The organism is Pseudomonas sp. SIMBA_068 (assembly GCF_046534705.1).
Classification (GTDB): Bacteria; Pseudomonadota; Gammaproteobacteria; order Pseudomonadales; family Pseudomonadaceae; genus Aquipseudomonas; species Aquipseudomonas putida.
On the sequence record NZ_JAWRYI010000006.1, the window covers coordinates 176,167 to 200,954 of the forward strand.

A 24,788-nucleotide genomic window follows, 5' to 3' on the forward strand; every position below is an offset into this window, starting at 1 on the left:
AGGTGCTTGGTCTTTATATACACCTTGGCGCCAACTCCATGGTCATTCAAGAGGGAAGTTGTAGGATACGCCCCAGGTATCGCGGCGCCAGCGTCCCCTCCTGTTGCTTTACCAAGTGATTCAATTGGCAAACAGTCGTGTGCCCAAAAGGTGCTGACTGCGGCCCCGCCAGGTCCACGTGCAATAACATCTGCTCGCTCGCCGCCAGGACCTCGTCGAACCCTGCCCGGTGCAGGCTGTGATACACGTGAAGACGCTTGCGATCAAAGCCGATGATATGCGTCTGCACCCACACCTCGGTGCCCAGCTTCACCTCGTGCAGATAATTGATATGCGCCTCCAGCGTGAACAGTGAATTACCGCTTTGCCCGCGGCTGTCGGCGTCCAGGCCAATGCGCTCCATCAGGGCATCGGTCGCGTAGCTGAAGATCAGCAGGTAGAAGGCATCCCGCAGGTGGCCGTTGTAATCGACCCAGTCCTCCTGGACCGTGGTGCGGTAAGTGATCAGAGCGGGCATCTTGGTCTCCTTAATCGCCAAACGACATTCCGTGGCTGGCCTTGCTGGTTTTCACCGCTTCCAGCACCGCCAGCAGGGTGTCGTCACGGTAGCGCTCCAGTGCAGCGATACTGCGCTCGCCCTGTTGCTCAGAGGTACCGTTCACCACATCGTCGATCAGCTTGTCGGTCAGTTCCGGTGCTGGCAGGTAGGTCCAGGGCAGCCTCAGGGCAGGGCCGAACTGTGACATGAAGTGGCGCATGCCGGCATCGCCACCGGCCAGGGTGTAGGTAAGGAACGTGCCCATGAACGACCAGCGCAAGCCTGCGCCGAAGCGAATCGCGTCATCGATTTCGCCCGTGGTGGCAACGCCGTCGTTGACCAGGTGCAAGGCCTCGCGCCAGAGCGCTTCGAGCAGGCGGTCGGCGATGAAGCCTGGCACTTCCTTGCGCACATGCAGCGGGCGCATGCCGAGTGCGGTGTAGATGGTTTTGGCAGCTTCAATGGCCTCGGGTGAGGTGCGGCTACCGCCGACAATCTCGACCAGCGGCAGCAGGTACACCGGATTGAACGGGTGGCCGACAACGCAGCGTTCTGGGTGAGTCGACGACTCATAGAATTCGCTGGGCAGCAGGCCTGAAGTGCTGGAACCGATGATGGCATCGGGCTTGGCGGCGGCGCTGATTTTTGCGTGCAGGTCGAGCTTGAGGTCCAGCCGCTCCGGTGCGCTTTCCTGGATGAAATCGGCATCGCGCACGCATTCCTCGATGGTGCTGACGAACTTCAGCCGGTTTTGGGAGGCACCTTGGGTCAGGCCTTGTTTTTCTAGTGGCGGCCAAGCGTTGGCGATGCGCTTGCGCAGTGCTTGCTCGGCACCGGGGGCCGGGTCCCAGGCGACCACGTCCAAGCCGTGGGCGAGGGCGCGGGCAACCCAGCCGCTGCCGATTACGCCGCTACCCAAAGCGGCGAAGGTCTTGATCTCAGTGATGAAGGGCATATCAGTCTCCTGAAGTGTCAGCGGCGCTTGAGATTCATTTTTTCCCGGCCTTCTGCCGGGGACAGGATGCGGCCACCCATGCGGGTGATGATCTCGCTCGCGCGTTCGACCAACTGGCCGTTGCTGGCCAGCACGCCGCGGTCCAGGTACAGGTTGTCTTCCAGGCCGACCCTCACGTTGCCGCCGAGTAACACCGCTTGTGCGGCCATCGGCATCTGCATGCGGCCGATGCCAAAGCCCGCCCAGGTGACGTTGGCCGGCAGGTTGTCGACCATCGCCTTCATTGTGGTGGTGTCGGCCGGTGCGCCCCACGGGATGCCCAGACACAGCTGGAACAGCGGGTCTTCGAGCAGGCCTTCCTTGATCATTTGCTTGGCGAACCACAGGTGGCCGGTGTCGAAGATTTCCAGTTCGGCTTTCACGCCCAGTTCGGTGATGCGTTTGGCGCCGGCGCGCAGTTGGGCCGGGGTGGACACGTAGATCGAGTTGCCGTCGCCGAAGTTGAGGGTGCCGCAATCGAGGGTGCAGATTTCCGGCAGCAGCGCTTCGACATGGGCCAGGCGCTCCAGCGGGCCGATCAGGTCGGTGCCCGGGCCGAACTCCAGCGGCGTTTCACCCGGGCCGATTTCCAGGTCGCCGCCCATGCCGGCAGTGAGGTTGACGATGATGTCCACGTCGGCTTCACGAATGCGTTCCATGACTTCGCGGTAGAGGTTTACGTCGCGGCTGAAACGGCCGGTTTGCGGGTCGCGAACGTGGCAGTGGACCACGGTGGCGCCGGCCTTGGCGGCCTCGACGGCGGCTTCGGCGATCTGTTTGGGGGTGACCGGGACCAGGTGGCTTTTCGAGGCGGTGTCGCCGGCGCCGGTGAGGGCGCAGGTGATGATGACGTCGTGGTTCATGGCGGGGTTCCTTGTGTTGTCGGTGCTGGCCCTATCGCCGGCAAGCCAGCTCCCACAGGGTTCGCGTGAACCCTGGGCGTAGGGAGAACCTGTGGGAGCGGGCGTGCCCGCGAAAGGGCCGGATCAGTTGGCAGTAAGCTTGAGGTTGTCCGCAGCCGGCTTGCCATCGAAGGTGGTCACGCCCTCAAGCCAGCGCGCCTTGTCATCGGGGTGGTCCTTGAGCCACTGGCGGGCCGATTCCAGCGCATCCTTGTGGTCGAGCAGCGGCTGCATCATGCGGCTCTCGTCCTCGGCGCTGAAGTTCAGGTTGGCCAGCAGGCGGTGGGCGTTGGGGCAGCGTTCGGCATAGTCCGGGGCAGTCACCGTCCACACCGTTGCGCGGCCTTCGTCCGGGCCCAGGGCGTCCTGGCTCTCGCCCAGGTAGGCCATGTCGATGTTCACGTTCATCGGGTGCGGCGCCCAGCCGAAGAACACCACGGCCTCCTTGCGCCGCACGGCGCGGTCGACGGCAGCAAGCATGCCGGCCTCGCTGGACTCGACCAGCTGGAACTTGCCCAGGCCGAACTGGTTCTTGGTGATCATCGCCTTGATCTGGGTGTTGGCGCCGGAGCCGGGCTCGATGCCGTAGATCTTGCCGCCCAGCTCCTTCTCGAACTTGTGGATGTCGGCGAAGGTCTTCAGGCCTTTGTCATACAGGTACTTCGGCACTGCCAGGGTCGCCCGGGCATCTTCCAGGCTGGGCTTTTCCAGCACCTTCACCTGCTGGGCATCGATGAACGGGGTGATGGTCTGGGTCATGATCGGGTTCCAGTAACCCAGGAACATATCCAGGCGCTTGTCGCGGATGCCGGCAAAGATGATCTGCTGCGAGGCGCTGGTCTGTTTGGTCTGGTAGCCCAGGCCGTCGAGCAGCACCTGCGCCATGGCGCTGGTGGCGATGACGTCGGTCCAGTTGACCACGCCCAGGCGGACGTTCTTGCAGGCCGCAGGTTCGGCGGCGTAAAGCGGGGAAGTGGCGATGCTGCTCAGGGCAAGGGTCAACAGGCTGCGGCGGATCAAGCTGTGCATGGTGGCTCTCCATCGGCAGTGCATATTGTTATGGGGTTCGGTCTCTCTGGGCCGTGTGAACACGCTACGCTGCACGCAGGGTGAAAAATCGCACCCTGGCGACCAACACTTGCACGGAGGCGACCACCTTTGCCGTGGAGCATGCAATGCTGCAAAACATTCAATTTCTGCTGTTGCCCGGGTTCTCGGCCATGGGCTTCATCAGTGCCCTGGAGCCGCTGCGGGTAGCCAATCGGTTCAAGGGGCCGTCCTACCGTTGGCAGGTATTGAGCCTGGATGGCGGTGCGGTGCAGGCCAGCAACGGCATGTCGGTAAACGCCGATGCGGCGCTGGCCGCGGGCGAGCCTGCCGGCATCCTGCTGATCGTGGCCGGTTTCGATCCCTTGGCCTGTTATGGCCCGGCGCTGCAACAGGTGCTACGCCGCCTGGATCATGAAGGGGTGATACTCGGCGGCATCGACACGGGTGCAGTGGTACTGGCCGAGGCCGGCCTGCTCGACGGCCATCGCGCCACCGTGCACTGGGAGGCGCTGGAAGCGTTCAAGGAAAACTACCCGAGCCTGCAGGCGACCCAGGAGTTGTTCGAGATCGACCGGCGGCGCATCACCTGCGCTGGCGGTACGGCGTCGATCGACCTGATGCTCGACCTTATTGCACAGGCCCATGGCAGCGAACTGGCGGTGCAGGTGTCGGAGCAATTCGTGCTCGGGCGTATCCGCCAGCGACAGGACCACCAGCGCATGCAGATTGCCAGCCGCTATGGCATCAGTAACAAGAAACTGGTGAAGGTGATTGGCGAAATGGAGCGCAATACCGAGCAGCCACTCAATACCCAGGTGCTGGCAGAAGCGGTGCAGGTGACCCGGCGCCAGCTGGAGCGGCTGTTTCGTGTGCACCTGGACGACACGCCCAGTGGGTTCTATTTGCGACTGCGGCTGGACAAGGCGCGGCAGTTGTTGCGCCAGACCGACATGAGTGTGCTGGAGGTGGGGGTGGCTTGCGGGTTTGAGTCGGCCTCGTACTTTACCCGCTGTTATCGGGCGCGGTACCAGCGTTGCCCGCGGGAGGACAGGTTGGCCAGGGCAGTTTGATTTCCTCCTGCACTGGCCCTATCGCCGGCAAGCCAGCTCCCACAGGTATTGCACAGGCTTTGAGTGCCGTGGGGTACCTGTGGGAGCTGGCTTGCCGGCGATAGGGCCTGCGCAGGAAACAGGGATTTCACTGCTGGCCGATGGACTGCAAATACTCCGACCGGTCATCACTGCGCTGGGCCACGCAGGTATCCCAGGCCGCCTGGAATGCCTTGCTCCCCTGCTTCTCGGCATAGGTCTCGACCTTGCAATCAGCATCGCGCAGTTGCGTCCACAGCTTCTCTGCCGCGTCCATGCGCCCGATCAGGGCAGTGGCCTGGTCGCCTTCGTCGGCATATTGATCGCGGATGCGCTGGATCAAGTCATCGTAAGCCGACTTCAACTCCCGCTCGGCCGTCTGCTTGTTGAACGCCGCGCAGGCGTAGGTCTGCTGGTCGGTCTCGACGTTGTCGCACGGGGTGCTTTCTTCCTCGCCGGCCTGGGCGCCCGATACGACGGCCAGCAGCGCCAGCCATGCCAATGATTTCATCCCTTTTCTCCTCAACAGGCTGACGAATCGCAGGGATTCTCGCTCAGACGAAGGCGCGTGGGTAGCCACCTGTCCAAATGTTCATAAAGCAGCCCGAAAGGTCGTTAACGCGACTGCCTCTCATCGCCAGACGGCGTGCCAGAGGGCGTGTTGTCGCGCATTGACGCTTTCGGCAAACCCCCTGTCGTTTTTGCATCGGGGCGCCTTTGGGCACAGGCATATGCTGGCCCCAAAGCGCCGACACAAGGTTTGGCGCCAACCATTCAATAAAAGGGGACAGCCTGATGAGCCCAGCCGAACTTCACGCCGACAGCATCGTCATCGACGGCCTGATCATTGCCAAATGGAACCGCGAGCTGTTCGAGGACATGCGCAAAGGCGGGCTGACTGCGGCCAACTGCACGGTGTCGGTCTGGGAAGGCTTCAAGGCAACCGTCGACCAGATCGCCGCCAGCCAGAAGCTGATCCGCGACAACAGCGACCTGGTGATGCCGGTGCGTACCACCGCCGACATCCGCAAGGCCAAGGAACTGGGCAAGACCGGCATCCTCTTCGGCTTCCAGAACGCCCATGCGTTCGAAGACCAGATCGCCTATGTGGACGTGTTCAAGCAGCTGGGCGTAGGCATCGTGCAGATGTGCTACAACACCCAGAACCTGGTGGGCACCGGCTGCTACGAGCGTGACGGCGGGCTGTCGGGCTTCGGCCGCGAGATCGTGGCGGAAATGAACCGCGTCGGCATCATGTGCGACCTGTCCCACGTCGGCTCCAAGACCTCCGAAGAGGTCATCCTCGAATCGAAAAAACCGGTCTGCTACTCCCACTGCCTGCCGTCGGGCCTTAAAGAGCACCCGCGCAACAAGTCGGACGCAGAGCTGAAGTTCATCGCCGACCACGGCGGCTTCGTCGGCGTGACCATGTTTGCGCCGTTCCTGGCCAAAGGCATCGACTCGACCATCGACGACTACGCCGAAGCCATCGAGTACACCATGAACATCGTCGGTGAAGACGCCATCGGTATCGGCACCGACTTCACCCAGGGCCATGGCCAGGACTTCTTCGAGTACCTGACCCACGACAAGGGCTATGCCCGTCGCCTGACCAACTTCGGCAAGATCATCAACCCGCTGGGCATCCGCACCGTGGGCGAATTCCCCAACCTCACCGAAACCTTGCTCAAGCGCGGCCACTCCGAGCGTGTGGTGCGCAAGATCATGGGCGAGAACTGGGTCAACGTCCTCAAGGACGTCTGGGGCGAGTAAGCCGCTCTCCAAGCCTGATAGCCCCTGCCAGCAACGCCGGGGCACCCACATAAAAATTTGTATGGAGTTGAGTTTCCATGGCCAAGATCGCCCCGCAATTGCCAATCGAAGTCGACAGCGAGACCGGTGTCTGGACCAGTGACGCCTTGCCGATGCTGTACGTGCCGCGCCATTTCTTCGTCAACAACCACATCGGCATCGAGGAAGTGCTGGGCGCCGACGCCTATGCCGAGATCCTCTACAAGGCCGGCTACAAGTCCGCCTGGCACTGGTGTGAAAAAGAAGCCGAGTGCCATGGCCTGGAAGGCGTGGCGGTGTTCGAGCACTACATGAAGCGCCTGAGCCAGCGTGGCTGGGGCCTGTTCGAGATCCAGGACATCGACCTGGACAAAGGCACCTGCAGCGTCAAGCTCAAGCATTCGGCGTTCGTGTACGTGTACGGCAAGGTTGGCCGCAAGGTCGACTACATGTTCACCGGCTGGTTCGCCGGCGCAATGGACCAGATTCTCGCTGCCCGCGGCAGCTCGATCCGCACCGTGGCCGAACAGGTCTACGGTGGGTCGGAAGAAGGCCACGAAGATGGCCTGTTCGTTACAAAGCCGTTGTAAGCCGGAGATAGCGTCATGGCATTCGAAGCAATGTTCCAGCCGATCCAGATCGGCAAACTGACCATCCGCAACCGTGTGCTCAGCACCGCGCACGCCGAGGTCTACGCCACTGACGGCGGCATGACGACCGACCGCTACGTGAAGTACTACGAAGAGAAGGCCAAGGGCGGCATCGGCCTGGCGATCTGCGGCGGCTCGTCCGTCGTCGCCATCGACAGCCCGCAGGAATGGTGGGCGTCGGTCAACCTGTCGACCGACCGCATCATCCCGCACTTCCAGAACCTGGCCGACGCCATGCACAAGCATGGCGCCAAGATCATGATCCAGATTACCCACATGGGCCGTCGCTCGCGCTGGGACGGCTTCAACTGGCCGACCCTGATGTCGCCGTCGGGCATCCGCGAACCGGTGCACCGCGCCACCTGCAAGACCATCGAGGTGGAAGAGATCTGGCGCGTCATCGGCAACTACGCGCAGGCTGCGCGGCGTGCCAAAGAGGGCGGCCTGGACGGCGTGGAACTGTCGGCCGTGCACCAGCACATGATCGACCAGTTCTGGAGCCCGCGGGTCAACAAGCGTACCGACGAATGGGGCGGCACGTTTGAAGGCCGCATGAAGTTCGGCCTGGAAGTACTTAAAGCCGTGCGCGCTGAAGTGGGCGACGACTTCTGCGTGGGCATGCGTCTCTGTGGCGACGAGTTCCACCCTGATGGCCTCAGCCACGAGGACATGAAACAGATCGCCGCGTATTACGACGGCACCGGCATGCTCGACTTCATTGGCGTGGTCGGCTCGGGTTGCGACACCCACAACACCCTGGCCAACGTCATCCCGAACATGAGCTACCCGCCAGAGCCGTTCCTGCACCTGGCAGCCGGCATCAAGGAAGTGGTCAAGGTCCCGGTACTGCACGCGCAGAACATCAAGGACCCGAACCAGGCCACGCGCATTCTTGAAGGCGGCTACGTGGACATGGTTGGCATGACCCGTGCGCACATGGCCGACCCGCACCTGATCGCCAAGATCAAGATGGGCCAGATTGACCAGATCAAGCAGTGCGTCGGTGCCAACTACTGCATCGACCGCCAATACCAGGGCCTGGATGTGCTGTGCATCCAGAACGCCGCGACCTCCCGTGAATACATGGGTGTGCCGCACATCATCGAAAAAACCACCGGCGTCAAACGCAAGGTGGTGGTGGTTGGCGCCGGTCCTGCCGGCATGGAAGCAGCCCGCGTGGCTGCCGAACGTGGCCACGATGTGACCCTGTTCGAGAAGAAAGACCAGATCGGCGGGCAGATCACCATTGCCGCCAAGGCACCGCAGCGTGACCAGATCGCCGGCATCACCCGCTGGTACCAGCTGGAGCTGGCGCGCCTGAAAGTGGACCTGCGCCTGGGCACCGCTGCCAGCGTGGACGCCATCCAGGACCTGCGCCCGGACGTTATCGTGCTGGCGGTGGGCGGCCATCCGTTTGTCGAGCAGAACGAGCACTGGGGCGCTGCCGAAGGGCTGGTGGTCAGCAGCTGGGACGTGCTCGACGGCAAGGTTGCGCCGGGCAAGAACGTGCTGGTGTACGACACCATTTGTGAATTCACCGGCATGTCGGCAGCAGACTACATTGCCGACAAAGGCAGCCAGGTCGAGATCGTCACCGACGACATCAAGCCGGGCGTGGCAATGGGCGGCACAACCTTCCCGACCTACTACCGCAGCATGTACCCGAAAGAAGTGATCATGACCGGCGACATGATGCTGGAAAAGGTCTACCGCGAAGGCGACAAGCTGGTGGCGGTGCTGGAGAACGAGTACACCGGTGCCAAGGAAGAACGCGTGGTCGACCAGGTGGTGATCGAGAACGGTGTGCGGCCTGATGAAGCGCTGTACTACGCGCTGAAAGAGGGCTCGCGCAACAAGGGCCAGATCGATGTGGAGGCGCTGTTTGCCATCAAGCCACAGCCGATCCTCAGCCAGCCGGGCGAAGGTTACCTGCTGTACCGCATCGGCGACTGCGTGGCCCAGCGCAACGTGCATGCGGCGATCTACGACGCCTTGCGCCTGTGCAAGGATTTCTGATCGCACCGCCTTTCTAGAGGCGGGACTGGCCCCCCTGTAGGAGCGGCCTTGTGCCGCGAAAGGGTCGCGAAGCGGCCCCAGCATTTCATCAGTATCAAGGATGCTGGGGCCGCTACGCGGCCCTTTCGCGGCACAAGGCCGCTCCTACAGGGGTCCGCGCTGGCCTTTGGGGTGGCGCAAGAATCTAGCTGTTGTGGGAGCCTCCCATGTTGAACACCCTTCTACCCATCCTGCTGTTCGCTGCCCTTGGCCTGGCGGTGCTCGGCGCCCTGCGCCGGGTGCGCATGTGGCGGCGTGGCCGGGCCTCCAAGGTCGACCTGATCGGCGGCCTGCTGGCCATGCCGCGCCGTTACCTGGTGGACCTGCACCACGTCGTCGAGCGCGACAAGTACATGTCCAAGACCCACGTGGCCACCGCTGGCGGCTTCGTGCTGTCGGCCGCGCTGGCGATCCTGGTGCATGGCTTTGGCCTGCAGAGCAAAATCCTCGGCTACGCGCTGCTGGTGGCCACGGTGATCATGTTCACTGGCGCCATCTTTGTCTTCAAGCGCCGCCTCAACCCGCCTGCGCGCCTGTCCAAAGGCCCGTGGATGCGCTTGCCGAAGAGCCTGCTGGTGTTTGCCGTAAGCTTCTTCATTGCCACCCTGCCGGTCGCCGGCATCCTGCCTGCCAACACGGGTGGCTGGGTGATGGTGGCAGTGCTCGGCCTGGGCGTGCTGTGGGGCGTGTCGGAGCTGTTCTTCGGCATGACCTGGGGCGGCCCGATGAAGCACGCCTTCGCCGGTGCGCTGCACCTGGCCTGGCACCGCCGCGCCGAGCGCTTTGGCGGCGGACGCTCCACCGGCCTCAAGCCGCTGGACCTGGAAGACCCGACCGCTCCACTGGGCGTGGAAAAGCCGGCGGATTTCACCTGGAACCAGCTGCTGGGCTTCGACGCCTGCGTGCAGTGCGGTAAATGTGAAGCCATGTGCCCGGCCTTTGCCGCTGGCCAGCCGCTGAACCCGAAAAAGCTCATTCAGGACATGGTCATCGGCCTGGCCGGTGGCACGGACGCCAAGTTTGCCGGCAGCCCTTACCCGGGCAAGCCGATTGGTGAACACGGCGGCCATCCGCACCAGCCGATCGTCAATGGCCTGGTCGACGCTGAAACGCTGTGGTCGTGCACCACCTGCCGTGCCTGCGTCGAGGAATGCCCGATGATGATCGAGCACGTCGATGCCATCGTCGACATGCGCCGCCACCTCACCTTGGAAAAGGGCGCCACCCCGAACAAGGGCGCCGAGGTACTGGATAACCTGATCGCCACCGACAACCCCGGCGGCTTCGCCCCCGGCGGTCGCATGAACTGGGCAGCCGACCTCAACCTGAAACTGCTGTCGGAGGTGAAAACCACCGAAGTGCTGTTCTGGGTTGGCGACGGTGCCTTCGACATGCGCAACCAGCGCACGCTGCGTTCGTTTGTCAAAGTACTGAAGGCCTCGGGCGTGGACTTTGCCGTGCTCGGCCTGGAAGAACGCGACAGTGGCGACGTGGCCCGTCGCTTGGGTGACGAAGCGACCTTCCAGCAACTGGCCAAACGCAACATCCAGACCCTGGCCAAGTACCAGTTCCAGCGCATCGTCACCTGCGACCCGCACAGCTTCCATGTGCTGAAGAACGAGTACGGCGCATTGGGCGGCGAGTACCAGGTGCAGCACCACAGCACCTACATGGCCGAACTGATCGCGGCCAACAAGCTCAACCTCGGCCAGCACAAGGGCGGCAGCGTCACCTACCATGACCCGTGCTATCTGGGCCGCTACAACGGTGAGTACGAAGCGCCGCGTGAAGTGCTCAAGGCGCTGGGTATCGAAGTGCGCGAGATGCAGCGCTCGGGCTTCCGTTCCCGTTGCTGCGGCGGTGGCGGCGGTGCGCCGATCACCGACATCCCGGGCAAGCAGCGTATCCCCGACATGCGCATGGACGACATTCGCGAAACCGAGGCCGAGTTGGTGGCCGTGGGTTGCCCACAGTGCACCGCCATGCTCGAAGGCGTGGTCGAGCCGCGCCCACAGATCAAGGACCTGGCCGAGTTGGTGGCCGACGTGCTGATCGAAGAGGACGCACCGTCTGCCGCAAAGCCGCAAACGGCCAAACGTGAACCTGCGGAGGTGCACTGATGAGCGATATTATCCGCCGCGACCCACGCGCCGAGTGGATCGCCCGTAACCGCCTGCACCCGCTGCATGCGGCCATGCAGACGCAACAAACCAGCTGGATGGGGCCCAATGGCCTCATCCGCAAGAACCCTCATGCGATTGCCGCAGGCTTCATCGGGCCGGCCGGCATCAAGCGCATCGACCGTAGCGGCGCCCAGCAGGGTACCGGTGTGGGCGGGCGGCGCACGGCGGCGGCAGAGGTCAAGCTGCCGCTGCACCAGGTATCGGCGCCCGCGTTCTACATCGCGGTGGTGCCGGACATGGTCGGTGGCCGCCTGAGCAGCCACGACCGCGACCTGCTCGGCCTGGCCCACAGCCTGGCCGGTAGTGACGGCGCGGTGCTGGCGGTGGTCTTTAACGAGCACAAGGAAAGCAACTTTTCCACAGCTGGCGTCGACCGTCTGCTGGTCGTCGAGGGCGAGGCCTTCGAGGGTTATGCACCGGAGCAACTGGTGCAGGGCCTGCGGGCTGTGGATAACCAGTTCACCCCGCGCCACTGGCTGCTGCCTGACAGCCGCACCGGGGGCGGCGAACTGGGTCGACGCCTGGGCGCGTCGCTGGGCGAACGCCCCGCCACGCGCGTATGGCAGGTCAAGGACGGCCAGTGCATCGGCCGCGCCGGTGCCGGCCAGCAAGACCTGCAACGCGCGGTGCCACGCCTGATCCTGGCGGCTGCCGAGTGCGCCGAGCCGGTTAGCGAAACCCGTCACGAAGCCTTGCCGGTGGAGTTGTCCACAAGCGTGGCGCGCAGCCTGTCGCGCATCGAAGACCTGGGCTCGGTGGCCGTGGACCCGGCCACCATTGCCATGGCCGAGGCCGAGTTCATCATCTCGGGCGGCAACGGGGTCAAGGACTGGGACCTGTACCACCAGGCCACCGCAGCCCTTGGCGCAACCGAAGGCGCCTCGCGGGTGGCGGTGGACGACGGCTTCATGCCGCGCAACCGCCAGGTGGGTGCTACCGGTACCTGGGTCACCGCCCGCGTGTACGTGGCTGTGGGTATCTCGGGTGCGATCCAGCACCTTCAGGGCATCGGCGCCTGCGACAAGGTGGTGGCGATCAACATGGACCCGGGGTGCGACATGATCAAACGGGCGGACCTGTCGGTGATTGGCGACAGTTCGGCGATTCTCAAGGCATTGATCGAGGCTGTGGACAACTACCGCAGCGGCGGTCAGCGCGACGCGGCATAAGGGCACGAGCATGAGTACGAAAGTGATCAGCCTGGTTTCCATCGGTGCTCACCCAAGCTCCGGGCGCGCCCGCCGCGCCGAGCAGGATGCCCGCGCCGTGGAACTGGGTTTGCAGCTGGCTGGGGATAACTTGCAGGTGGTACATGCCGGCAACCCACAGGAAGAAGCATTGCGCGCCTACCTGGGCATGGGCCTGGACCATCTTGACGTGCTGGAGCAGCCGGCCGGTGCCGATGTGCTGGGCGTGCTGGGGGATTACCTGCGCGACGCCGGAGCACAGCTGGTGCTGACCGGTAACCAGGCCGAGACGGGGGAAGGGTCGGGCATGTTGCCATTTCTGCTGGCCGAAAAGCTTGGCTGGCCGTTGATCGTGGGGTTGGCCGAGGTGGAGTCGATCGAGAACGGCACCGCTCAGGTATTGCAGGCCTTGCCGCGGGGTCAGCGGCGCCGGCTGAAAGTGCGCCTGCCGTTGTTAGCGACTGTGGATAACGCGGCGCCCAAGCCGCGCCAGAGCGCTTTTGGGCCTGCGCGTCGGGGGGTATTGGCGGCGCGTAACGTGGCCATTGTCGAAGATGAGCTGTTGGCTGACGCCGAGCTGCAACCGGCCCGTCCAAGGCCCAAGCGCTTGAAGGTGATCAAGGCCAAGAGTGGCGCCGACCGCATGAAGGCCGCGACGGCCAAGGCCAGTGGCGGTGGTGGCAAGGTGCTGAAGGACGTTTCGCCGCAGGAAGGCGCTGAGGCAATCCTCAAGTTGCTGGTGGAAGAGGGCGTATTGCGCTGAGTCCCCTGGGGGCGGCCTGTGTGACGCGATGGGCCGCTTGGCAGCCCCCTGACAATCCTGAGGCAGAATCCAGATCCTGGGGCCGCGCTGCGGCCCCTGCGGCACAATCCATAGCCCAGTCCCCTGTGTATAAGTTATCCATTTCCCCCGTCACATGCCTGGATTCCAGCAAACTGGACGAACTGTCAGGTACGCTCCGTTTTGCCCACGGAATCTGTTCGCCAAGGTGTGGATAAATTGTTGGTGCATGGCTAGGAGCCTTATATAACGGCGCTTACACGGTTTAGATCATAAAATGATCAGCTTCCGCCGGCTTCGCCTGAGGCGGTCAATGCTGGTTCTTGTCGAGGCTTTCCCACAATCTCTGTTAGCCGCTCTGTGGATAATCTGTTTGAGAGCGGCTGTAGGCCCCGCCGTTCCTGTCTTCGAATGCTTTGATCAGAAAACAGCCAATCGGGCTCTAACACTGCTCTGGCTTACGTTCTCGGTGAGTGCAGGTAAAAACTCAGGATCACCCAAGTCAGAACCTGTGAATAAGTACCAAGAACCTATCATTTCTATCAGTTAGCAGTCCTGTTTCAGGCGAGTAGAATGAGCGATCACTATCGGCTGAGCGTTCATCATGCATGGCATGCTGCAACCCGTTATCCCTACCCACATGGGCGGGACTCCAAGGTCGTATTCAGCATACGGGGCCTATGCTGGTGCAAGGAATATTGCCTTCGCCGGGCAGATGGTCGATCGCCTGACGGGTTGCTATCACCTGGGCAATGGCCGGCGCACCTACAACCCTGTGCTGATGCGCTTTCACTCTGCCGACTCACTCAGCCCTTTCTCGGAGGGTGGGCTGAATGCCTATGCCTACTGCGGTGGCGACCCGATCAACCGGGTCGACCCCAGTGGCGCCGTCCCGGCCACCCGGTCCGCCCGCCCCCAGGTCGACGTGATTAGCCCGGTGCTCAGTGGCATAAGCATGTTTTCAAGTTCGGTGACGCTGGGCGGGGCTGTCACACGAACGGCCAGAAACGTGGTCGCCCGCTTGCAAAGCCAGCATTCCGGTACGCCCTACACCGAGCCGAGCCTAAGATCCCGGATTGGTAATACAAGCCTTTTCTACACAGGAGGAATGGGGGTTGCAGGCACCGCATTGAGCGGTGTCGAACAAGGGTGGATTGGTAATGTACTGACCAGTAACGGCCGTCGCCTGGGGCTGGGCAACGCAATTGGGAACATCAGCGGTGGCTTGTTCTCCAACGCCGAGGCGGCACAGGCTGTATGGAGGGGGGTAGGACAGCCCGGAGTGTCGGGGGTAAGGGTAGCCTGGGAGACATTCTATGAAGTCACCGGTGTGCGCATGGTTGTCGAAGGGGCTTCGTACGTGTGGGGCAGAGGCACGGCACTCGGGGCCAGGATCGCTTCGGCAGGTCGAGCAGCTATTGATGCATGGCGTCGCTGGGGTACTGAACCCAGTGCGCCGCCTCCGTCTCCGAATCGGGACATAAGGCGACGATAAACCCACTGGCACGGCAATTTGCCCTGCCAGTGGGTGGTACGGGTTACTGCGCCTGCACCTCCTTCAGATACGGCGCCGGTTCCGCCCCCAGGTTGTTCAAAACCCGCTGGCTGTACCAGTCAATGAAGTTCACCACGCCAAACTCGTAGGTTTTCGAGTACGGCCCAGGCTGGTACGCCGTGGAATTAATGCCACGCTGGTTCTCTTCCGCCAGGCGGCGGTCCTGATCGTTGGTGGCGTCCCACACCTTGCGCATGCGCTCAGGGTCGTAGTCCACACCTTCGACGGCATCCTTGTGCACCAGCCACTTGGTGGTGACCATGGTCTCCTGGGCACTGATCGGCCACACGGTGAACACGATCATGTGGTCGCCCATGCAGTGGTTCCACGAGTGCGGCAGGTGCAGGATGCGCATCGAGCCCAGGTCCGGGTTCTTGATGCGGCCCATCAGTTTCTGGCAAGCCTGCTTGCCGTCCATGGTCATCGATACCGTGCCTTTGAGCAGCGGCATGCGCACGATACGGTTACGCAGGCCGTGGCTCTTGTGCAGATACGGGATCTTTTCGGCTTCCCAGGCGGCGGCCGAAGCGGCCACGTGGTCCTTGAATTCCTGGCTGGCGCGCGGGTCGTTGGTGTCGTCCCACTCCAGCAGGGTTTGCAGCAGCTCCGGGTGCGAACCGCTGCAGTGGTAGCACTCGCGGTTGTTTTCCAGCACCAGCTTCCAGTTGGCCTTTTCCATCAAGGTGGTGTGCACCGCCACCTTGGTGTTCTCCATGTCGTACGGTTCCATGTAGTGTTCCAGGGTGGCCAGGAACTCGTCGATGGCAGGCGGGTTTTCTGCCAGGCTGATGAAGATGTAGCCACCGGCCACCTTCACATGCACTGGCTTCAGGCCGTACTCCTTCATGTCGAAGTCGGCGCCCATTTCGGTGCCAGCGAACAGCAGGCGGCCGTCCAGTTCGTAGGTCCACTGGTGGTAATGGCAGACCAGCTTGGCCACCTTGCCTTTGTCGCTGACGCACAAACGCGAACCACGGTGGCGGCAGACGTTATGGAAGGCGTGCACCTTGCCTTCGGCACCACGCACCACCAGGATCGGGTTTTTGCCGATCTGCAGGGTGATGTAGTTACCTTTCGCCGGAATTTCGCAAGTCATGCCGGCGATCAACCATTCTTTCTGGAAGATCTCCTGCATGTCGATCTGGAACAGACGCTCGTCGGTGTAGAAAGGCTGGGGCAGCGAGTAGGTGCGCTCGCGGGTCTGCAGCATCTCGGCGGTAGCCTTGCGTGCAGGTTCCAGTGGATCGCCCAGGCTCAGGGTTGCGGTGACGTCCATCGTGTATTCCTCGGGGCCGTGTGCGGCCGGCAAAAGGTGGCTAATCGTTGTTGTTGCCGCAAGGCTTTTTTCAGCGGCTCTTTGTTTAAACAGCTGGCGTGTTTATTTGCCGTGGAGTGTGCGTCCGAAGCTGCTACGAACCGTATCCATGGGCGACATGGCCGATTTGAATTACGACGCGCCAGCCCTTGTAGCGCGGGGCTGGTCGCGATAAGCACGCCGATGTCGCTGGCAGGAATGTACGTCGCTCTCAGCTTGCGCATTATCCAAGCCATAAAAAGCCCGATAGTCGGCTGCTGGAGATGAACATGTCCGATACCTTCCTCAATCCGGTCACCACCCAGACCTGGGCCAACGGCCGCCACATCGTGCGCTGCGTCAAGGTCATCCAGGAGACCTGGGACGTGCGCACTTTCTGCTTCATGGCCGATCAGCCGATCATGTTTTTCTTCAAGCCCGGGCAGTTCGTCACCCTGGAGCTGGAGATCGAAGGCAAGCCGGTGATGCGCTCCTACACCATCTCCAGTTCGCCGTCGGTGCCGTACAGCTTCTCGATCACCGTCAAGCGCGTGCCGGGCGGCCTGGTGTCAAACTTCCTGCACGACACCATGCACGAAGGCGCCGAGCTGCCGGTGCACGGCCCGGTGGGGCTGTTCAACGCCATCGACTTCCCGGCGGGCAAGGCGCTGTACCTGTCTGGCGGTGTGGGCATTACCCCGGTGATGTCGATGGCGCGCTGGTTCTACGACACCAACGCCAATGTCGACATGGTGTTCGTGCACAGCGCCCGTTCGCCGAAGGACATCATCTACCACCGCGAGCTGGAACAGATGGCTTCGCGCATCCCCAACTTCAGCCTGCACATCATTTGCGAAAAGCATGGCCTGGGCGAGCCATGGGCGGGGTACCGCGGTTACCTGAACCAGCGGCTGATGGAGCTGATTGCGCCGGACTACATGGAGCGCGTGGTGTTCTGCTGCGGCCCGACGCCTTACATGACGGCAGTCAAGCGCATGCTCGAAGCGGTCGGCTTCGACATGAAGAACTACCACGAGGAGTCGTTCGGCGCGACGCCACCAGAGGCCAAGGCCGATGCAGTGGAGCACGCCGAGCAGGCGGCCGATGCACCGGAGCTGGATATTTCCGACCTCAACCTGGTGGAGTTCATCGGCAGCGACAAGAGCATCCGCGTTGCCCCGGGCGAGACCGTGCATGCTGCGGCAGCCAAAGTTGGCCTGATGATCCCCAAAGCTTGCGGCATGGGCATCTGCGGCACCTGCAAGGTGCTCAAACTGGGCGGCGAAGTAGAGATGGAGCACAACGGCGGCATTACCGAAGAGGATGAAGCCGAGGGCTACATCCTGTCGTGCTGCAGCGTGCCGAAAGGGGATGTGCGGATCGATTACTGATCCACTGATCCGAGATTGCCGGGGGCCGCAAAGCGGCCCCAACTTTTTCAGGTGCGGAAACGGGCTACCAGACCATTCAGGTCCACAGCCAGGCGCGACAGCTCTGCACTCGCCGCACTGGTCTGATGGGCACCGGTAGCGCTCTGCACCGACAGGTCATTGATGTTCACCAGGTTGCGGTCCACTTCCCGCGCCACCTGCGCCTGCTCTTCCGCCGCGCTGGCGATTACCAGGTTACGTTCGTTGATTTGCGCGACCGCACCGGCAATGGTGTCCAGCGCCATGCCGGCGCCTTTGGCGATGTTCAGCGTCGACTCGGCGCGTTCGGTGCTGGTGCGCATCGATTCGACCGCCTCTTCGGTACCGCCCTGGATGCTGCCGATCATCCGCTCGATTTCGCTGGTCGACTGCTGGGTGCGGTGCGCCAGTGCGCGCACCTCATCCGCCACCACGGCAAAACCACGGCCCGCTTCGCCGGCACGCGCCGCCTCGATGGCAGCGTTGAGCGCCAGCAGGTTGGTCTGGTCGGCCAGACCACGGATCACGTCGAGTACCTTGCCAATATCGCGCGACTGTTCAGCCAGGTGAGTGATCAGTTTGGCAGTGGCCTGCACATCACCGCTCATGCGCTCGATGGCTCCCACGGTCTCCATCACCAGGTCGCGACCGTCACCGGTGGAGCGGCTGGCTTCACTGGACGCTTCCGAGGTGCTCACGGCGTTGCGCGCCACTTCCTCCACCGCGCTGGTCATTTCGGTGACGGCGGTGGCGGCCTGTTCAATCTCGTTGTTCTGCTGTTGCAGGCCACGGGCACTTTCGTCGGTGACGGCATTCAGCTCTTCGGCGGCTGAGGCCAGCTGGGTGGCAGAGCCTGCGATCTGCTGCAGGGTGTCGCGCAGCTTGTCCTGCATGCGGGCCATGGCGCGCAGCAAACGCGCGGCTTCATCAGTACCCTCGGCGCGGATGACATGGGTCAGGTCACCGTCGGCGACTTGCTCTGCGCACTTGAGCGCCTCATCGATCGGCTTGACGATGCTGCGGGTCAGCAGGAAGGCGCAGGCGAAGGTCAGCACGGTGGCGGCAACCAGCAGGCCGATAACCAAGGCAAAGGCCGCAGCGTATTGGCTGGCGGCTTTCTCGTTAGTGGCGCGGGTCTGGTCGGTGTTGATGCGCACCAGCGTGTCCATGACCTTGTTGATCTGTTCGGAGTTGGCCAACAGGTCGCGGTTGAGCAGGTCGCGCAGTTCGTCGACGCGGTCGGCCTCGCTCAGGCTGCGCATGCGCGATTCCAGTTGGCGGTACTGGTCAAGCAACTGGCCGTACTGGTCGAACGCGGCCTGTTCGTCGGCGGCGCCGATCATTGGCAGGTAGGCCTGGCGTGCGCGGTCGATCTGGCTGTTGCGCTGGGCCAGCAGGTTGAGGGTATCGCTTTGGATTGCAGGCTCGCGGTTGGTCAGCAGGCGGTAGGAGAGGGTGCGCATGCGCAGGTTAAGCGCGGTGATTTCGTCGAGGATCTTGATGCTGGGCACACTGACTTGCTCGATGGCCACGCCCGCCTGACGGATGTTGCCCATCTGCACCAGCGAGAAGACACCGAGGCCAAGCATCAGCAGGCCGATAAGCGCAAAGCCGAGCAGCGCGCGCGGGGCGATATTCATGTTACGTAGAGACATGGAGAGGAGGATCCAGGCAAGGGATAAAGAGTGCGCAAAGTGCGACAAAACATGACTTGCCGGGCTATCGGTCGTGACTGGCCAGTCTTGAGTGCAACCCGCAAAAATTGTGAGGTAGCTAACCTTTTCCTGACCGGCGGTTGACCCAGGTCGGAACAAGGGGGTGATTACCCTGTCAATCTGCGGGCCAGACACCTTGTGAATCCGATTTTTAATGGCGATGGGCCGCGCTTTTCTTTATCGTGTGCGCCCCTCGCAACAACCTGAGATAGACCCATGCTGGAAGCTTCCCTGAATCAAATCGAGCAACTGGTCAGCGACCTGATGCAGAAAAACGCTCAACTCACCGAGCAGAACGCTGCCCTCGGCACGCAACTGGCCCAGGCCAAGGAAGAGAACGAAACCCTGCAGCTGTCGCTGATGGAGCAGGAAGAGAAGAACGGCAGCACCGCCGCTCGCCTGCAGGCCTTGGTTGATCGCGCCAGCGCTGGCGTTGTTGGCGCATGAGATTGCAAGAGCAGCCGGTCAATGTGGTGTCGATTCTCGGCATCGACTATTCGATCAAGGCGCCCGAAGGCCATGAAGAAACCCTGGCCCAGGCGGTGCGGATGCTCAACACCGCCCTGAACGAAACCAAGCGTCAGTACCCGACCCTGATCGGTGACAAATTGCTGGTGCTGGCTGCCCTTAACCTGTGCTCCAAACAGGTGGAACTGCAGAAAGAACACCAGCAGACCCTTGCGCGTACCCAGGCGCAGATCGACGCCACGGTGGACGCCATCGTGCGGACTATTGCAGAGTCCTGATCGATAGCTGAAAGGCCCAAGGCCGCTCCTCCAAGGGTTATGCATTCCCCTGTAGGAGCAGCCTTGTGCTGCGAATGGGCTGCGCAGCAGCCCCAAAGCCCCAACTCATTGTTCCAGGTCACTGGATTAACTGGATACGCAAGTGTATACACTTCTCGCAAAACAATAATGTGCGGGGGGGTAGGGGCATGCGTATCTGGCGTAAAAGCATCCAGTGGCAGTTGATCACCAGCATGGGCGCCGCCCTGCTGGCCAGCATCCTGGTGGTGATCATCATCTTCACCGTGGCGCTCAACCGCCTCACCGACCGCTACCTGGTCGACACTGCCCTGCCCGCCAGTGTCGAGGCGATCCGCAACGACATCGAACGCATGCTCGGCCAGCCACTGGTGGCTGCGGCGGACATTGCCGGCAACACCTTGCTGCGCGACTGGCTGGCAGCCGGTGAAGACCCCGCCCAGGCTGCGGCATTCATCGAATACCTGGGCGCCGCCAAACAGCGTAACCGGGCCTTCACCACCTTGTTTGCCTCGACCGAAACCGGCCACTACTACAACGAGAATGGCCTGGACCGCACCCTCAGCCGCAGCAACCCCAAGGACAAATGGTTCTACGGCTACATCGACAGCGGCGCCGAACGGTTTATCAATATCGACATTGACGGTGCCACTGGCGAGCTGGCGCTGTTTATCGACTATCGCGTGGAAAAGGCCGGCAAGCTGGTGGGCGTGGCCGGCATGGGCCTGCGCATGACCGAGCTGTCGCAGCTGATTCACGACTTCAGCTTTGGCGAGCATGGCAAGGTCTTCCTGGTACGTAACGACGGCCTGATCCAGGTGCACCCGGACGCTGCTTTCAGCGGCAAGCGCCAGCTCGCCGAGCAGCTCGGCACGGACGCTGCCAAGGCCGTGATGACCGGCGGCGAAGGCCTGCGCAACAGCCGTTTCAGCCGTGACGGCGAGCGCTACCTGGCGCTGGGCCTGCCCCTGCGTGAACTCAACTGGACGCTGGTGGCCGAGGTGCCGGAGTCGGAAATCTACGCACAAATGCATCAGGCGGTATGGCTGACCAGCCTGATCGGTGGCGCCGTGGCGCTTGTGTCGCTGCTGCTGGTGGTGCTGCTGGCGCGGGGCCTGGTGCGGCCTGTGCGCCGCGTTACCGCTGCGCTGGTGCAGATTGGCAGTGGCGCAGGCGACCTCAGCCACCGCCTGGATGATTCGCGCCAGGACGAACTGGGTGACCTGGCCCGGGGCTTCAACCGCTTTCTCGACAGCCAGCGCAGCCTGATTGGCGAGGTGTTGCAGACTTCCGAACGGCTGCATCGGGCGGTTGAGCAGGTGACCCAGGTGGTGGAAAACACGGCCGAGCGCTCCGGGCGGCAGCAGGAAATGACCGAAATGGTTGCCACTGCCGTACATGAAATGGGCCTGACCGTGCAGGACATTGCCCGCAATGCCGGTGATGCAGCGCAGGCCTCGCAGTCGGCACGGGATGAGGCCTTGCAGGCGCGCGAGGTGGTACGGCGTTCAATTCAGGGCATCGAGGGCATGTCGGGCGACATCGGCAAGGCAGCCGATGCAGTCAGCCAATTGGCCAACGAAGTCGCCTCTATCGATGAAGTGCTGGCGGTTATCCGCAGTATTTCCGAGCAAACCAATTTGCTGGCGCTGAACGCCGCCATCGAGGCCGCGCGGGCAGGGGAAATGGGCCGCGGGTTTGCTGTGGTGGCCGACGAAGTTCGCACGCTGGCGCGGCGCACGCAGCTATCCACCGACGAAGTGCAACAGATGATCCAGCGCCTGAAGCAGGGCGCGGGTTCGGCGGTGAGCTCGATGCAGGCGGGGCAGCAGGCGACCGGCAGTGGGGTGGAGTCGAGCCAGCGCACCGGGGCGTCGCTGGGGGCGATTACCGACCAGGTGGAACACATCAGCGACATGAACCATCAGGTGGCCACGGCGACTGAAGAGCAGTCGGCGGTGACTGAGGAAATCAACCGCACGGTGCAGGGCATTTCCGACCTGGCGCGGGAGACGGCGGCAGAGGTGCAGGGCTGCCGCGAGGAGTGCCAGGCGTTGCGTGGCTTGGCTGATGACCTGGCTCGGCAGATGGGCGGGTTCAGGCTTTAGATCGGTGTGGGCTTCATCGCCGGCAAGCCAGCTCCTACAGGATCACCACAGGCCTGAGCCTTGTGTAGTCCATGTGGGAGCTGGCTTGCCGGCGATTGGGACCTGTCAGGCGGTGATGATGCTGCGGATATCCGCCGCCAGCTCGCGCACCCGCTCTTCCTCGGTATCCCAGGAACACATGAACCGCGCCCCGCCGCTGCCGATAAAGGTATAGAACCGCCAGCCCTTGGCGCGCAGCGCTTCAATCGCGTGTTCCGGCATTTGCAGGAACACCCCGTTGGCCTCCACCGGGAACATCAGTTCCACCCCCGGCAAGTCACTCACCAGCGACGCCAGCAGCTGCGCGCAATGGTTGGCGTGGTTGCCATGGCGCAACCAGGCGCCATCTTCCAGCAGGCCCACCCACGGCGCGGACAGGAAGCGCATTTTCGACGCCAGTTGCCCGGCCTGCTTGCAGCGGTAGTCGAAGTCCTCGGCCAGTTGGCGGTTGAAGAACAGGATCGCCTCGCCCACCGCCATGCCGTTCTTGGTGCCGCCAAAGCACAACACGTCGACGCCGGCCTTCCAGGTCAGCTCGGCCGGGCTACAGCCCAGGAACGCGCAGGCATTGGTAAAGCGCGCGCCGTCCATGTGCAGGTTCAGGCCCAGCTCCTTGCAGGTGGCGCTGATGGCCTTGAGCTCATCGGGGCGGTACACCGTACCCACCTCGGTGGCCTGGGTGATGGTTACCACGCGCGGCTTGGGGTAGTGGATGTCCTGGCGCTTCAGTGCCACTTCGCGGATCGACTGCGGGGTCAACTTGCCGTTGACGCTGGCCGCCGTCAGCAGCTTGGAGCCGTTGGAGAAAAACTCCGGCGCGCCGCATTCGTCGGTTTCGACGTGGGCAGTCTCGGAACAGATCACGCTGTGGTAGCTCTGGCACAGCGAGGCCAGGGCCAGGGAGTTGGCGGCGGTACCGTTGAAGGCGAAAAACACCTCGCAGTCGGTTTCGAACAGGTTGCGGAAGTATTCCGAGGCGCGCTCGGTCCACTGATCGTCGCCATAGGCGCGGTCGTGGCCGTGGTTGGCCTTCTCCATCGCCGCCCAGGCTTCGGGGCAGATACCGGAATAGTTGTCGCTGGCGAATTGTTGGCTCTTATCTGTCATGACACGGTCCTGTGAACGACGCAGAACAGCACTCTAAACCATCGATTCAGCGGTTGCCTATACAACCCGTACAGCGATTTCTGTTCATTCTGTGCCGGCCTCTTCGCGGGCACGCCCGCTCCCACAATGGTCCTGCACACGCCAATCACTGTGGGAGCGGGCGCGCCCGCGAAGGGGCCAGCATGGGCGGCACAAAGAGAATGTCGTAAACGCGCCATTGCAAGGCGTGCGCAGGCATCTGACCCGACCCCGCCAGTCATACCATCGCCACAAAGGGCCACAGTGCCCCACGACAAAAAACGATCGCTGCCGGGAGATACACGATGTTCAGCAAGCAAGACCAGATCCAGGGTTACGACGACGCACTGCTGGCGGCGATGAATGCCGAAGAACAGCGCCAGGAAGATCACATCGAGCTGATCGCTTCGGAGAACTACACCAGCAAGCGCGTCATGCAGGCCCAAGGCAGCGGCCTGACCAACAAGTACGCCGAGGGCTACCCAGGCAAGCGCTACTACGGTGGCTGCGAGCACGTGGACAAGGTAGAAGCCCTGGCCATCGAGCGCGCCAAGCAGCTGTTCGGTGCCGACTACGCCAACGTCCAGCCGCACTCCGGCTCGTCGGCCAACGGCGCCGTCTACCTGGCCCTGCTGCAGGCCGGCGACACCATCCTCGGCATGAGCCTGGCCCACGGTGGCCACCTGACCCACGGCGCCAAAGTGTCGTCCTCGGGCAAGCTGTACAACGCCGTGCAGTACGGCATCAACACCGACACCGGCCTGATCGACTACGACGAAGTCGAGCGCCTGGCGGTCGAGCACAAGCCGAAAATGATCGTTGCCGGTTTCTCGGCCTACTCCAAAACCCTCGACTTCCCACGCTTCCGCGCCATTGCCGACAAGGTCGGTGCGCTGCTGTTCGTCGACATGGCCCACGTAGCCGGCCTGGTTGCCGCTGGCCTGTACCCGAACCCGATCCCGTTCGCCGATGTGGTTACCACCACCACCCACAAGACCCTGCGCGGCCCTCGTGGCGGCCTGATCCTGGCCAAGTCGAACGAAGAGATCGAGAAGAAGCTGAACGCCGCTGTATTCCCGGGCGCCCAGGGCGGCCCGCTGATGCACGTGATTGCCGCCAAGGCCGTGTGCTTCAAGGAAGCGCTGGAGCCTGGCTTCAAGGCCTACCAGCAACAAGTGATCGAAAACGCCCAGGCCATGGCCCAGGTGTTCATCGACCGCGGCTACGACGTGGTGTCCGGTGGCACCGACAACCACCTGTTCCTGGTCAGCCTGATCCGCCAGGGCCTCACCGGCAAAGATGCCGACGCCGCCCTGGGCCGCGCGCACATCACCGTCAACAAGAACGCCGTGCCGAACGACCCACAGTCGCCGTTCGTCACCTCGGGCCTGCGCATCGGCACCCCGGCCGTCACCACCCGCGGCTTCAAGGTTGCGCAGTGCGTGGCCCTGGCCGGCTGGATCTGCGACATCCTCGACAACCTCGGTGACGCAGACGTCGAAGCCGATGTGGCGAAGAACGTCGCGGCGCTGTGCGCAGACTTCCCTGTTTACCGCTGAG

Annotated in this window: 21 protein-coding genes and 1 pseudogene; 13 read left to right on the forward strand and 9 right to left on the reverse strand. The window is 62.9% G+C overall.

Going from position 1 to position 24,788, the window contains the following annotated elements:
• Positions 1-46: 46 nt before the first annotated feature.
• The 4 genes from SB756_RS16095 to choX all read right to left on the reverse strand — a co-directional run bounded on the left by SB756_RS16095 (position 47) and on the right by choX (position 3,463).
• Complete coding sequence (locus tag SB756_RS16095) at positions 47-517, reverse strand: thioesterase family protein (protein WP_410911120.1); 471 nt, start codon at positions 515-517, stop codon at positions 47-49.
• A gap of 10 nt (positions 518-527) precedes the next feature.
• Entirely contained in the window at positions 528-1,493 is a 966-nt protein-coding gene (locus tag SB756_RS16100; RefSeq protein WP_410911121.1) for an L-carnitine dehydrogenase, read from the reverse strand.
• Between the two features lie 17 nt (positions 1,494-1,510).
• A complete protein-coding gene (locus SB756_RS16105; RefSeq protein ID WP_132842916.1) occupies positions 1,511-2,395 on the reverse strand; it encodes a 3-keto-5-aminohexanoate cleavage protein in 885 nt (294 codons plus the stop codon).
• A 123-nt stretch (positions 2,396-2,518) separates the two neighbouring features.
• Positions 2,519-3,463 carry a choline ABC transporter substrate-binding protein gene (gene choX, locus SB756_RS16110; RefSeq protein ID WP_016497615.1) on the reverse strand — a complete coding sequence of 315 codons (945 nt, stop codon included), beginning with the start codon at positions 3,461-3,463 and terminating at the stop codon, positions 2,519-2,521.
• 146 nt (positions 3,464-3,609) lie between these two features.
• Between choX and SB756_RS16115 the strand changes: the two genes are divergently transcribed.
• Positions 3,610-4,554, forward strand: a complete 945-nt coding sequence (locus SB756_RS16115) for a GlxA family transcriptional regulator (RefSeq protein WP_341797338.1) — start codon at positions 3,610-3,612, stop codon at positions 4,552-4,554.
• 127 nt (positions 4,555-4,681) lie between these two features.
• On the opposite strand, the gene SB756_RS16120 is transcribed toward SB756_RS16115, so the two are convergent.
• Positions 4,682-5,083 (reverse strand): lysozyme inhibitor LprI family protein, encoded by a 402-nt coding sequence (locus SB756_RS16120; protein ID WP_410911122.1) that lies wholly within the window; start codon positions 5,081-5,083, stop codon positions 4,682-4,684.
• Between the two features lie 284 nt (positions 5,084-5,367).
• On the opposite strand from SB756_RS16120, the gene SB756_RS16125 reads away from it, so the two are divergent.
• From SB756_RS16125 to SB756_RS16155, 7 genes are all read left to right on the forward strand, one after another.
• Positions 5,368-6,345 carry a dipeptidase gene (locus tag SB756_RS16125; protein WP_009682902.1) on the forward strand — a complete coding sequence of 326 codons (978 nt, stop codon included), beginning with the start codon at positions 5,368-5,370 and terminating at the stop codon, positions 6,343-6,345.
• Between the two features lie 77 nt (positions 6,346-6,422).
• Entirely contained in the window at positions 6,423-6,953 is a 531-nt protein-coding gene (locus SB756_RS16130; RefSeq protein ID WP_016497619.1) for a DUF5943 domain-containing protein, read from the forward strand.
• Positions 6,954-6,968: 15 nt separating this feature from the next.
• On the forward strand, positions 6,969-9,029 hold the full coding sequence (gene dgcA, locus SB756_RS16135) for a dimethylglycine demethylation protein DgcA (RefSeq protein ID WP_341797339.1): 2,061 nt from the start codon (positions 6,969-6,971) through the stop codon (positions 9,027-9,029).
• 206 nt (positions 9,030-9,235) lie between these two features.
• A complete protein-coding gene (gene dgcB / locus SB756_RS16140) occupies positions 9,236-11,188 on the forward strand; it encodes a dimethylglycine demethylation protein DgcB (protein WP_410911123.1) in 1,953 nt (650 codons plus the stop codon).
• Entirely contained in the window at positions 11,188-12,420 is a 1,233-nt protein-coding gene (locus SB756_RS16145) for an electron transfer flavoprotein subunit alpha/FixB family protein (protein WP_410911124.1), read from the forward strand. The genes dgcB and SB756_RS16145 overlap by 1 nt, the downstream gene beginning before the upstream one ends.
• A 10-nt stretch (positions 12,421-12,430) precedes the next feature.
• The gene (locus SB756_RS16150; protein WP_410911125.1) at positions 12,431-13,201 is read left to right on the forward strand and encodes an electron transfer flavoprotein subunit beta/FixA family protein; all 771 of its coding nucleotides are present in this window, start codon (positions 12,431-12,433) and stop codon (positions 13,199-13,201) included.
• A 658-nt stretch (positions 13,202-13,859) separates the two neighbouring features.
• Positions 13,860-14,714 (forward strand): RHS repeat-associated core domain-containing protein, encoded by an 855-nt coding sequence (locus SB756_RS16155; RefSeq protein ID WP_341798851.1) that lies wholly within the window; start codon positions 13,860-13,862, stop codon positions 14,712-14,714.
• Between the two features lie 43 nt (positions 14,715-14,757).
• Here SB756_RS16155 and gbcA read toward each other — a convergent pair whose 3' ends face one another.
• Entirely contained in the window at positions 14,758-16,050 is a 1,293-nt protein-coding gene (gene gbcA / locus SB756_RS16160; protein WP_059394973.1) for a glycine-betaine demethylase subunit GbcA, read from the reverse strand.
• Between the two features lie 308 nt (positions 16,051-16,358).
• On the opposite strand from gbcA, the gene gbcB reads away from it, so the two are divergent.
• Positions 16,359-17,459 (forward strand): glycine-betaine demethylase subunit GbcB, encoded by a 1,101-nt coding sequence (gbcB, locus tag SB756_RS16165; protein WP_049274014.1) that lies wholly within the window; start codon positions 16,359-16,361, stop codon positions 17,457-17,459.
• A 47-nt stretch (positions 17,460-17,506) separates the two neighbouring features.
• Here gbcB and SB756_RS16170 read toward each other — a convergent pair whose 3' ends face one another.
• Together SB756_RS16170 and SB756_RS16175 are read right to left on the reverse strand one after the other, a co-directional pair.
• A complete protein-coding gene (locus tag SB756_RS16170; protein ID WP_408002852.1) occupies positions 17,507-18,379 on the reverse strand; it encodes a methyl-accepting chemotaxis protein in 873 nt (290 codons plus the stop codon).
• Positions 18,362-19,132 (reverse strand): annotated as a pseudogene (locus SB756_RS16175) (MCP four helix bundle domain-containing protein); the annotation flags it as partial. The gene SB756_RS16170 and the pseudogene SB756_RS16175, both read right to left, overlap by 18 nt.
• Positions 19,133-19,408: 276 nt before the next feature.
• Between SB756_RS16175 and SB756_RS16180 the strand changes: the two are divergent.
• From SB756_RS16180 to mcpH, 3 genes are all read left to right on the forward strand, one after another.
• Entirely contained in the window at positions 19,409-19,639 is a 231-nt protein-coding gene (locus tag SB756_RS16180) for a hypothetical protein (RefSeq protein ID WP_019470193.1), read from the forward strand.
• A complete protein-coding gene (locus SB756_RS16185; protein WP_410911126.1) occupies positions 19,636-19,938 on the forward strand; it encodes a cell division protein ZapA in 303 nt (100 codons plus the stop codon). Before SB756_RS16180 ends, SB756_RS16185 begins: the two co-directional genes overlap by 4 nt.
• A gap of 188 nt (positions 19,939-20,126) precedes the next feature.
• A complete protein-coding gene (gene mcpH, locus SB756_RS16190) occupies positions 20,127-22,064 on the forward strand; it encodes a methyl-accepting chemotaxis protein McpH (RefSeq protein ID WP_410911127.1) in 1,938 nt (645 codons plus the stop codon).
• A gap of 105 nt (positions 22,065-22,169) precedes the next feature.
• On the opposite strand, the gene SB756_RS16195 is transcribed toward mcpH, so the two are convergent.
• Positions 22,170-23,210 (reverse strand): threonine aldolase family protein, encoded by a 1,041-nt coding sequence (locus SB756_RS16195; protein ID WP_410911128.1) that lies wholly within the window; start codon positions 23,208-23,210, stop codon positions 22,170-22,172.
• 323 nt (positions 23,211-23,533) lie between these two features.
• On the opposite strand from SB756_RS16195, the gene SB756_RS16200 reads away from it, so the two are divergent.
• Positions 23,534-24,787 (forward strand): serine hydroxymethyltransferase, encoded by a 1,254-nt coding sequence (locus SB756_RS16200; protein ID WP_016484535.1) that lies wholly within the window; start codon positions 23,534-23,536, stop codon positions 24,785-24,787.
• Position 24,788: the final 1 nt, after the last annotated feature.

Coding starts and splice junctions, on each gene's coding strand:
- SB756_RS16095 (WP_410911120.1), bottom strand. CDS start 517: ATGCCCGCTCTGATCACTTACCGCACCACGGTCCAGGAGGACTGGGTC.
- SB756_RS16100 (WP_410911121.1), bottom strand. CDS start 1,493: ATGCCCTTCATCACTGAGATCAAGACCTTCGCCGCTTTGGGTAGCGGC.
- SB756_RS16105 (WP_132842916.1), bottom strand. CDS start 2,395: ATGAACCACGACGTCATCATCACCTGCGCCCTCACCGGCGCCGGCGAC.
- choX (WP_016497615.1), bottom strand. CDS start 3,463: ATGCACAGCTTGATCCGCCGCAGCCTGTTGACCCTTGCCCTGAGCAGC.
- SB756_RS16115 (WP_341797338.1), top strand. CDS start 3,610: ATGCTGCAAAACATTCAATTTCTGCTGTTGCCCGGGTTCTCGGCCATG.
- SB756_RS16120 (WP_410911122.1), bottom strand. CDS start 5,083: ATGAAATCATTGGCATGGCTGGCGCTGCTGGCCGTCGTATCGGGCGCC.
- SB756_RS16125 (WP_009682902.1), top strand. CDS start 5,368: ATGAGCCCAGCCGAACTTCACGCCGACAGCATCGTCATCGACGGCCTG.
- SB756_RS16130 (WP_016497619.1), top strand. CDS start 6,423: ATGGCCAAGATCGCCCCGCAATTGCCAATCGAAGTCGACAGCGAGACC.
- dgcA (WP_341797339.1), top strand. CDS start 6,969: ATGGCATTCGAAGCAATGTTCCAGCCGATCCAGATCGGCAAACTGACC.
- dgcB (WP_410911123.1), top strand. CDS start 9,236: ATGTTGAACACCCTTCTACCCATCCTGCTGTTCGCTGCCCTTGGCCTG.
- SB756_RS16145 (WP_410911124.1), top strand. CDS start 11,188: ATGAGCGATATTATCCGCCGCGACCCACGCGCCGAGTGGATCGCCCGT.
- SB756_RS16150 (WP_410911125.1), top strand. CDS start 12,431: ATGAGTACGAAAGTGATCAGCCTGGTTTCCATCGGTGCTCACCCAAGC.
- SB756_RS16155 (WP_341798851.1), top strand. CDS start 13,860: ATGGGCGGGACTCCAAGGTCGTATTCAGCATACGGGGCCTATGCTGGT.
- gbcA (WP_059394973.1), bottom strand. CDS start 16,050: ATGGACGTCACCGCAACCCTGAGCCTGGGCGATCCACTGGAACCTGCA.
- gbcB (WP_049274014.1), top strand. CDS start 16,359: ATGTCCGATACCTTCCTCAATCCGGTCACCACCCAGACCTGGGCCAAC.
- SB756_RS16170 (WP_408002852.1), bottom strand. CDS start 18,379: ATGGCCCGCATGCAGGACAAGCTGCGCGACACCCTGCAGCAGATCGCA.
- SB756_RS16180 (WP_019470193.1), top strand. CDS start 19,409: ATGCTGGAAGCTTCCCTGAATCAAATCGAGCAACTGGTCAGCGACCTG.
- SB756_RS16185 (WP_410911126.1), top strand. CDS start 19,636: ATGAGATTGCAAGAGCAGCCGGTCAATGTGGTGTCGATTCTCGGCATC.
- mcpH (WP_410911127.1), top strand. CDS start 20,127: ATGCGTATCTGGCGTAAAAGCATCCAGTGGCAGTTGATCACCAGCATG.
- SB756_RS16195 (WP_410911128.1), bottom strand. CDS start 23,210: ATGACAGATAAGAGCCAACAATTCGCCAGCGACAACTATTCCGGTATC.
- SB756_RS16200 (WP_016484535.1), top strand. CDS start 23,534: ATGTTCAGCAAGCAAGACCAGATCCAGGGTTACGACGACGCACTGCTG.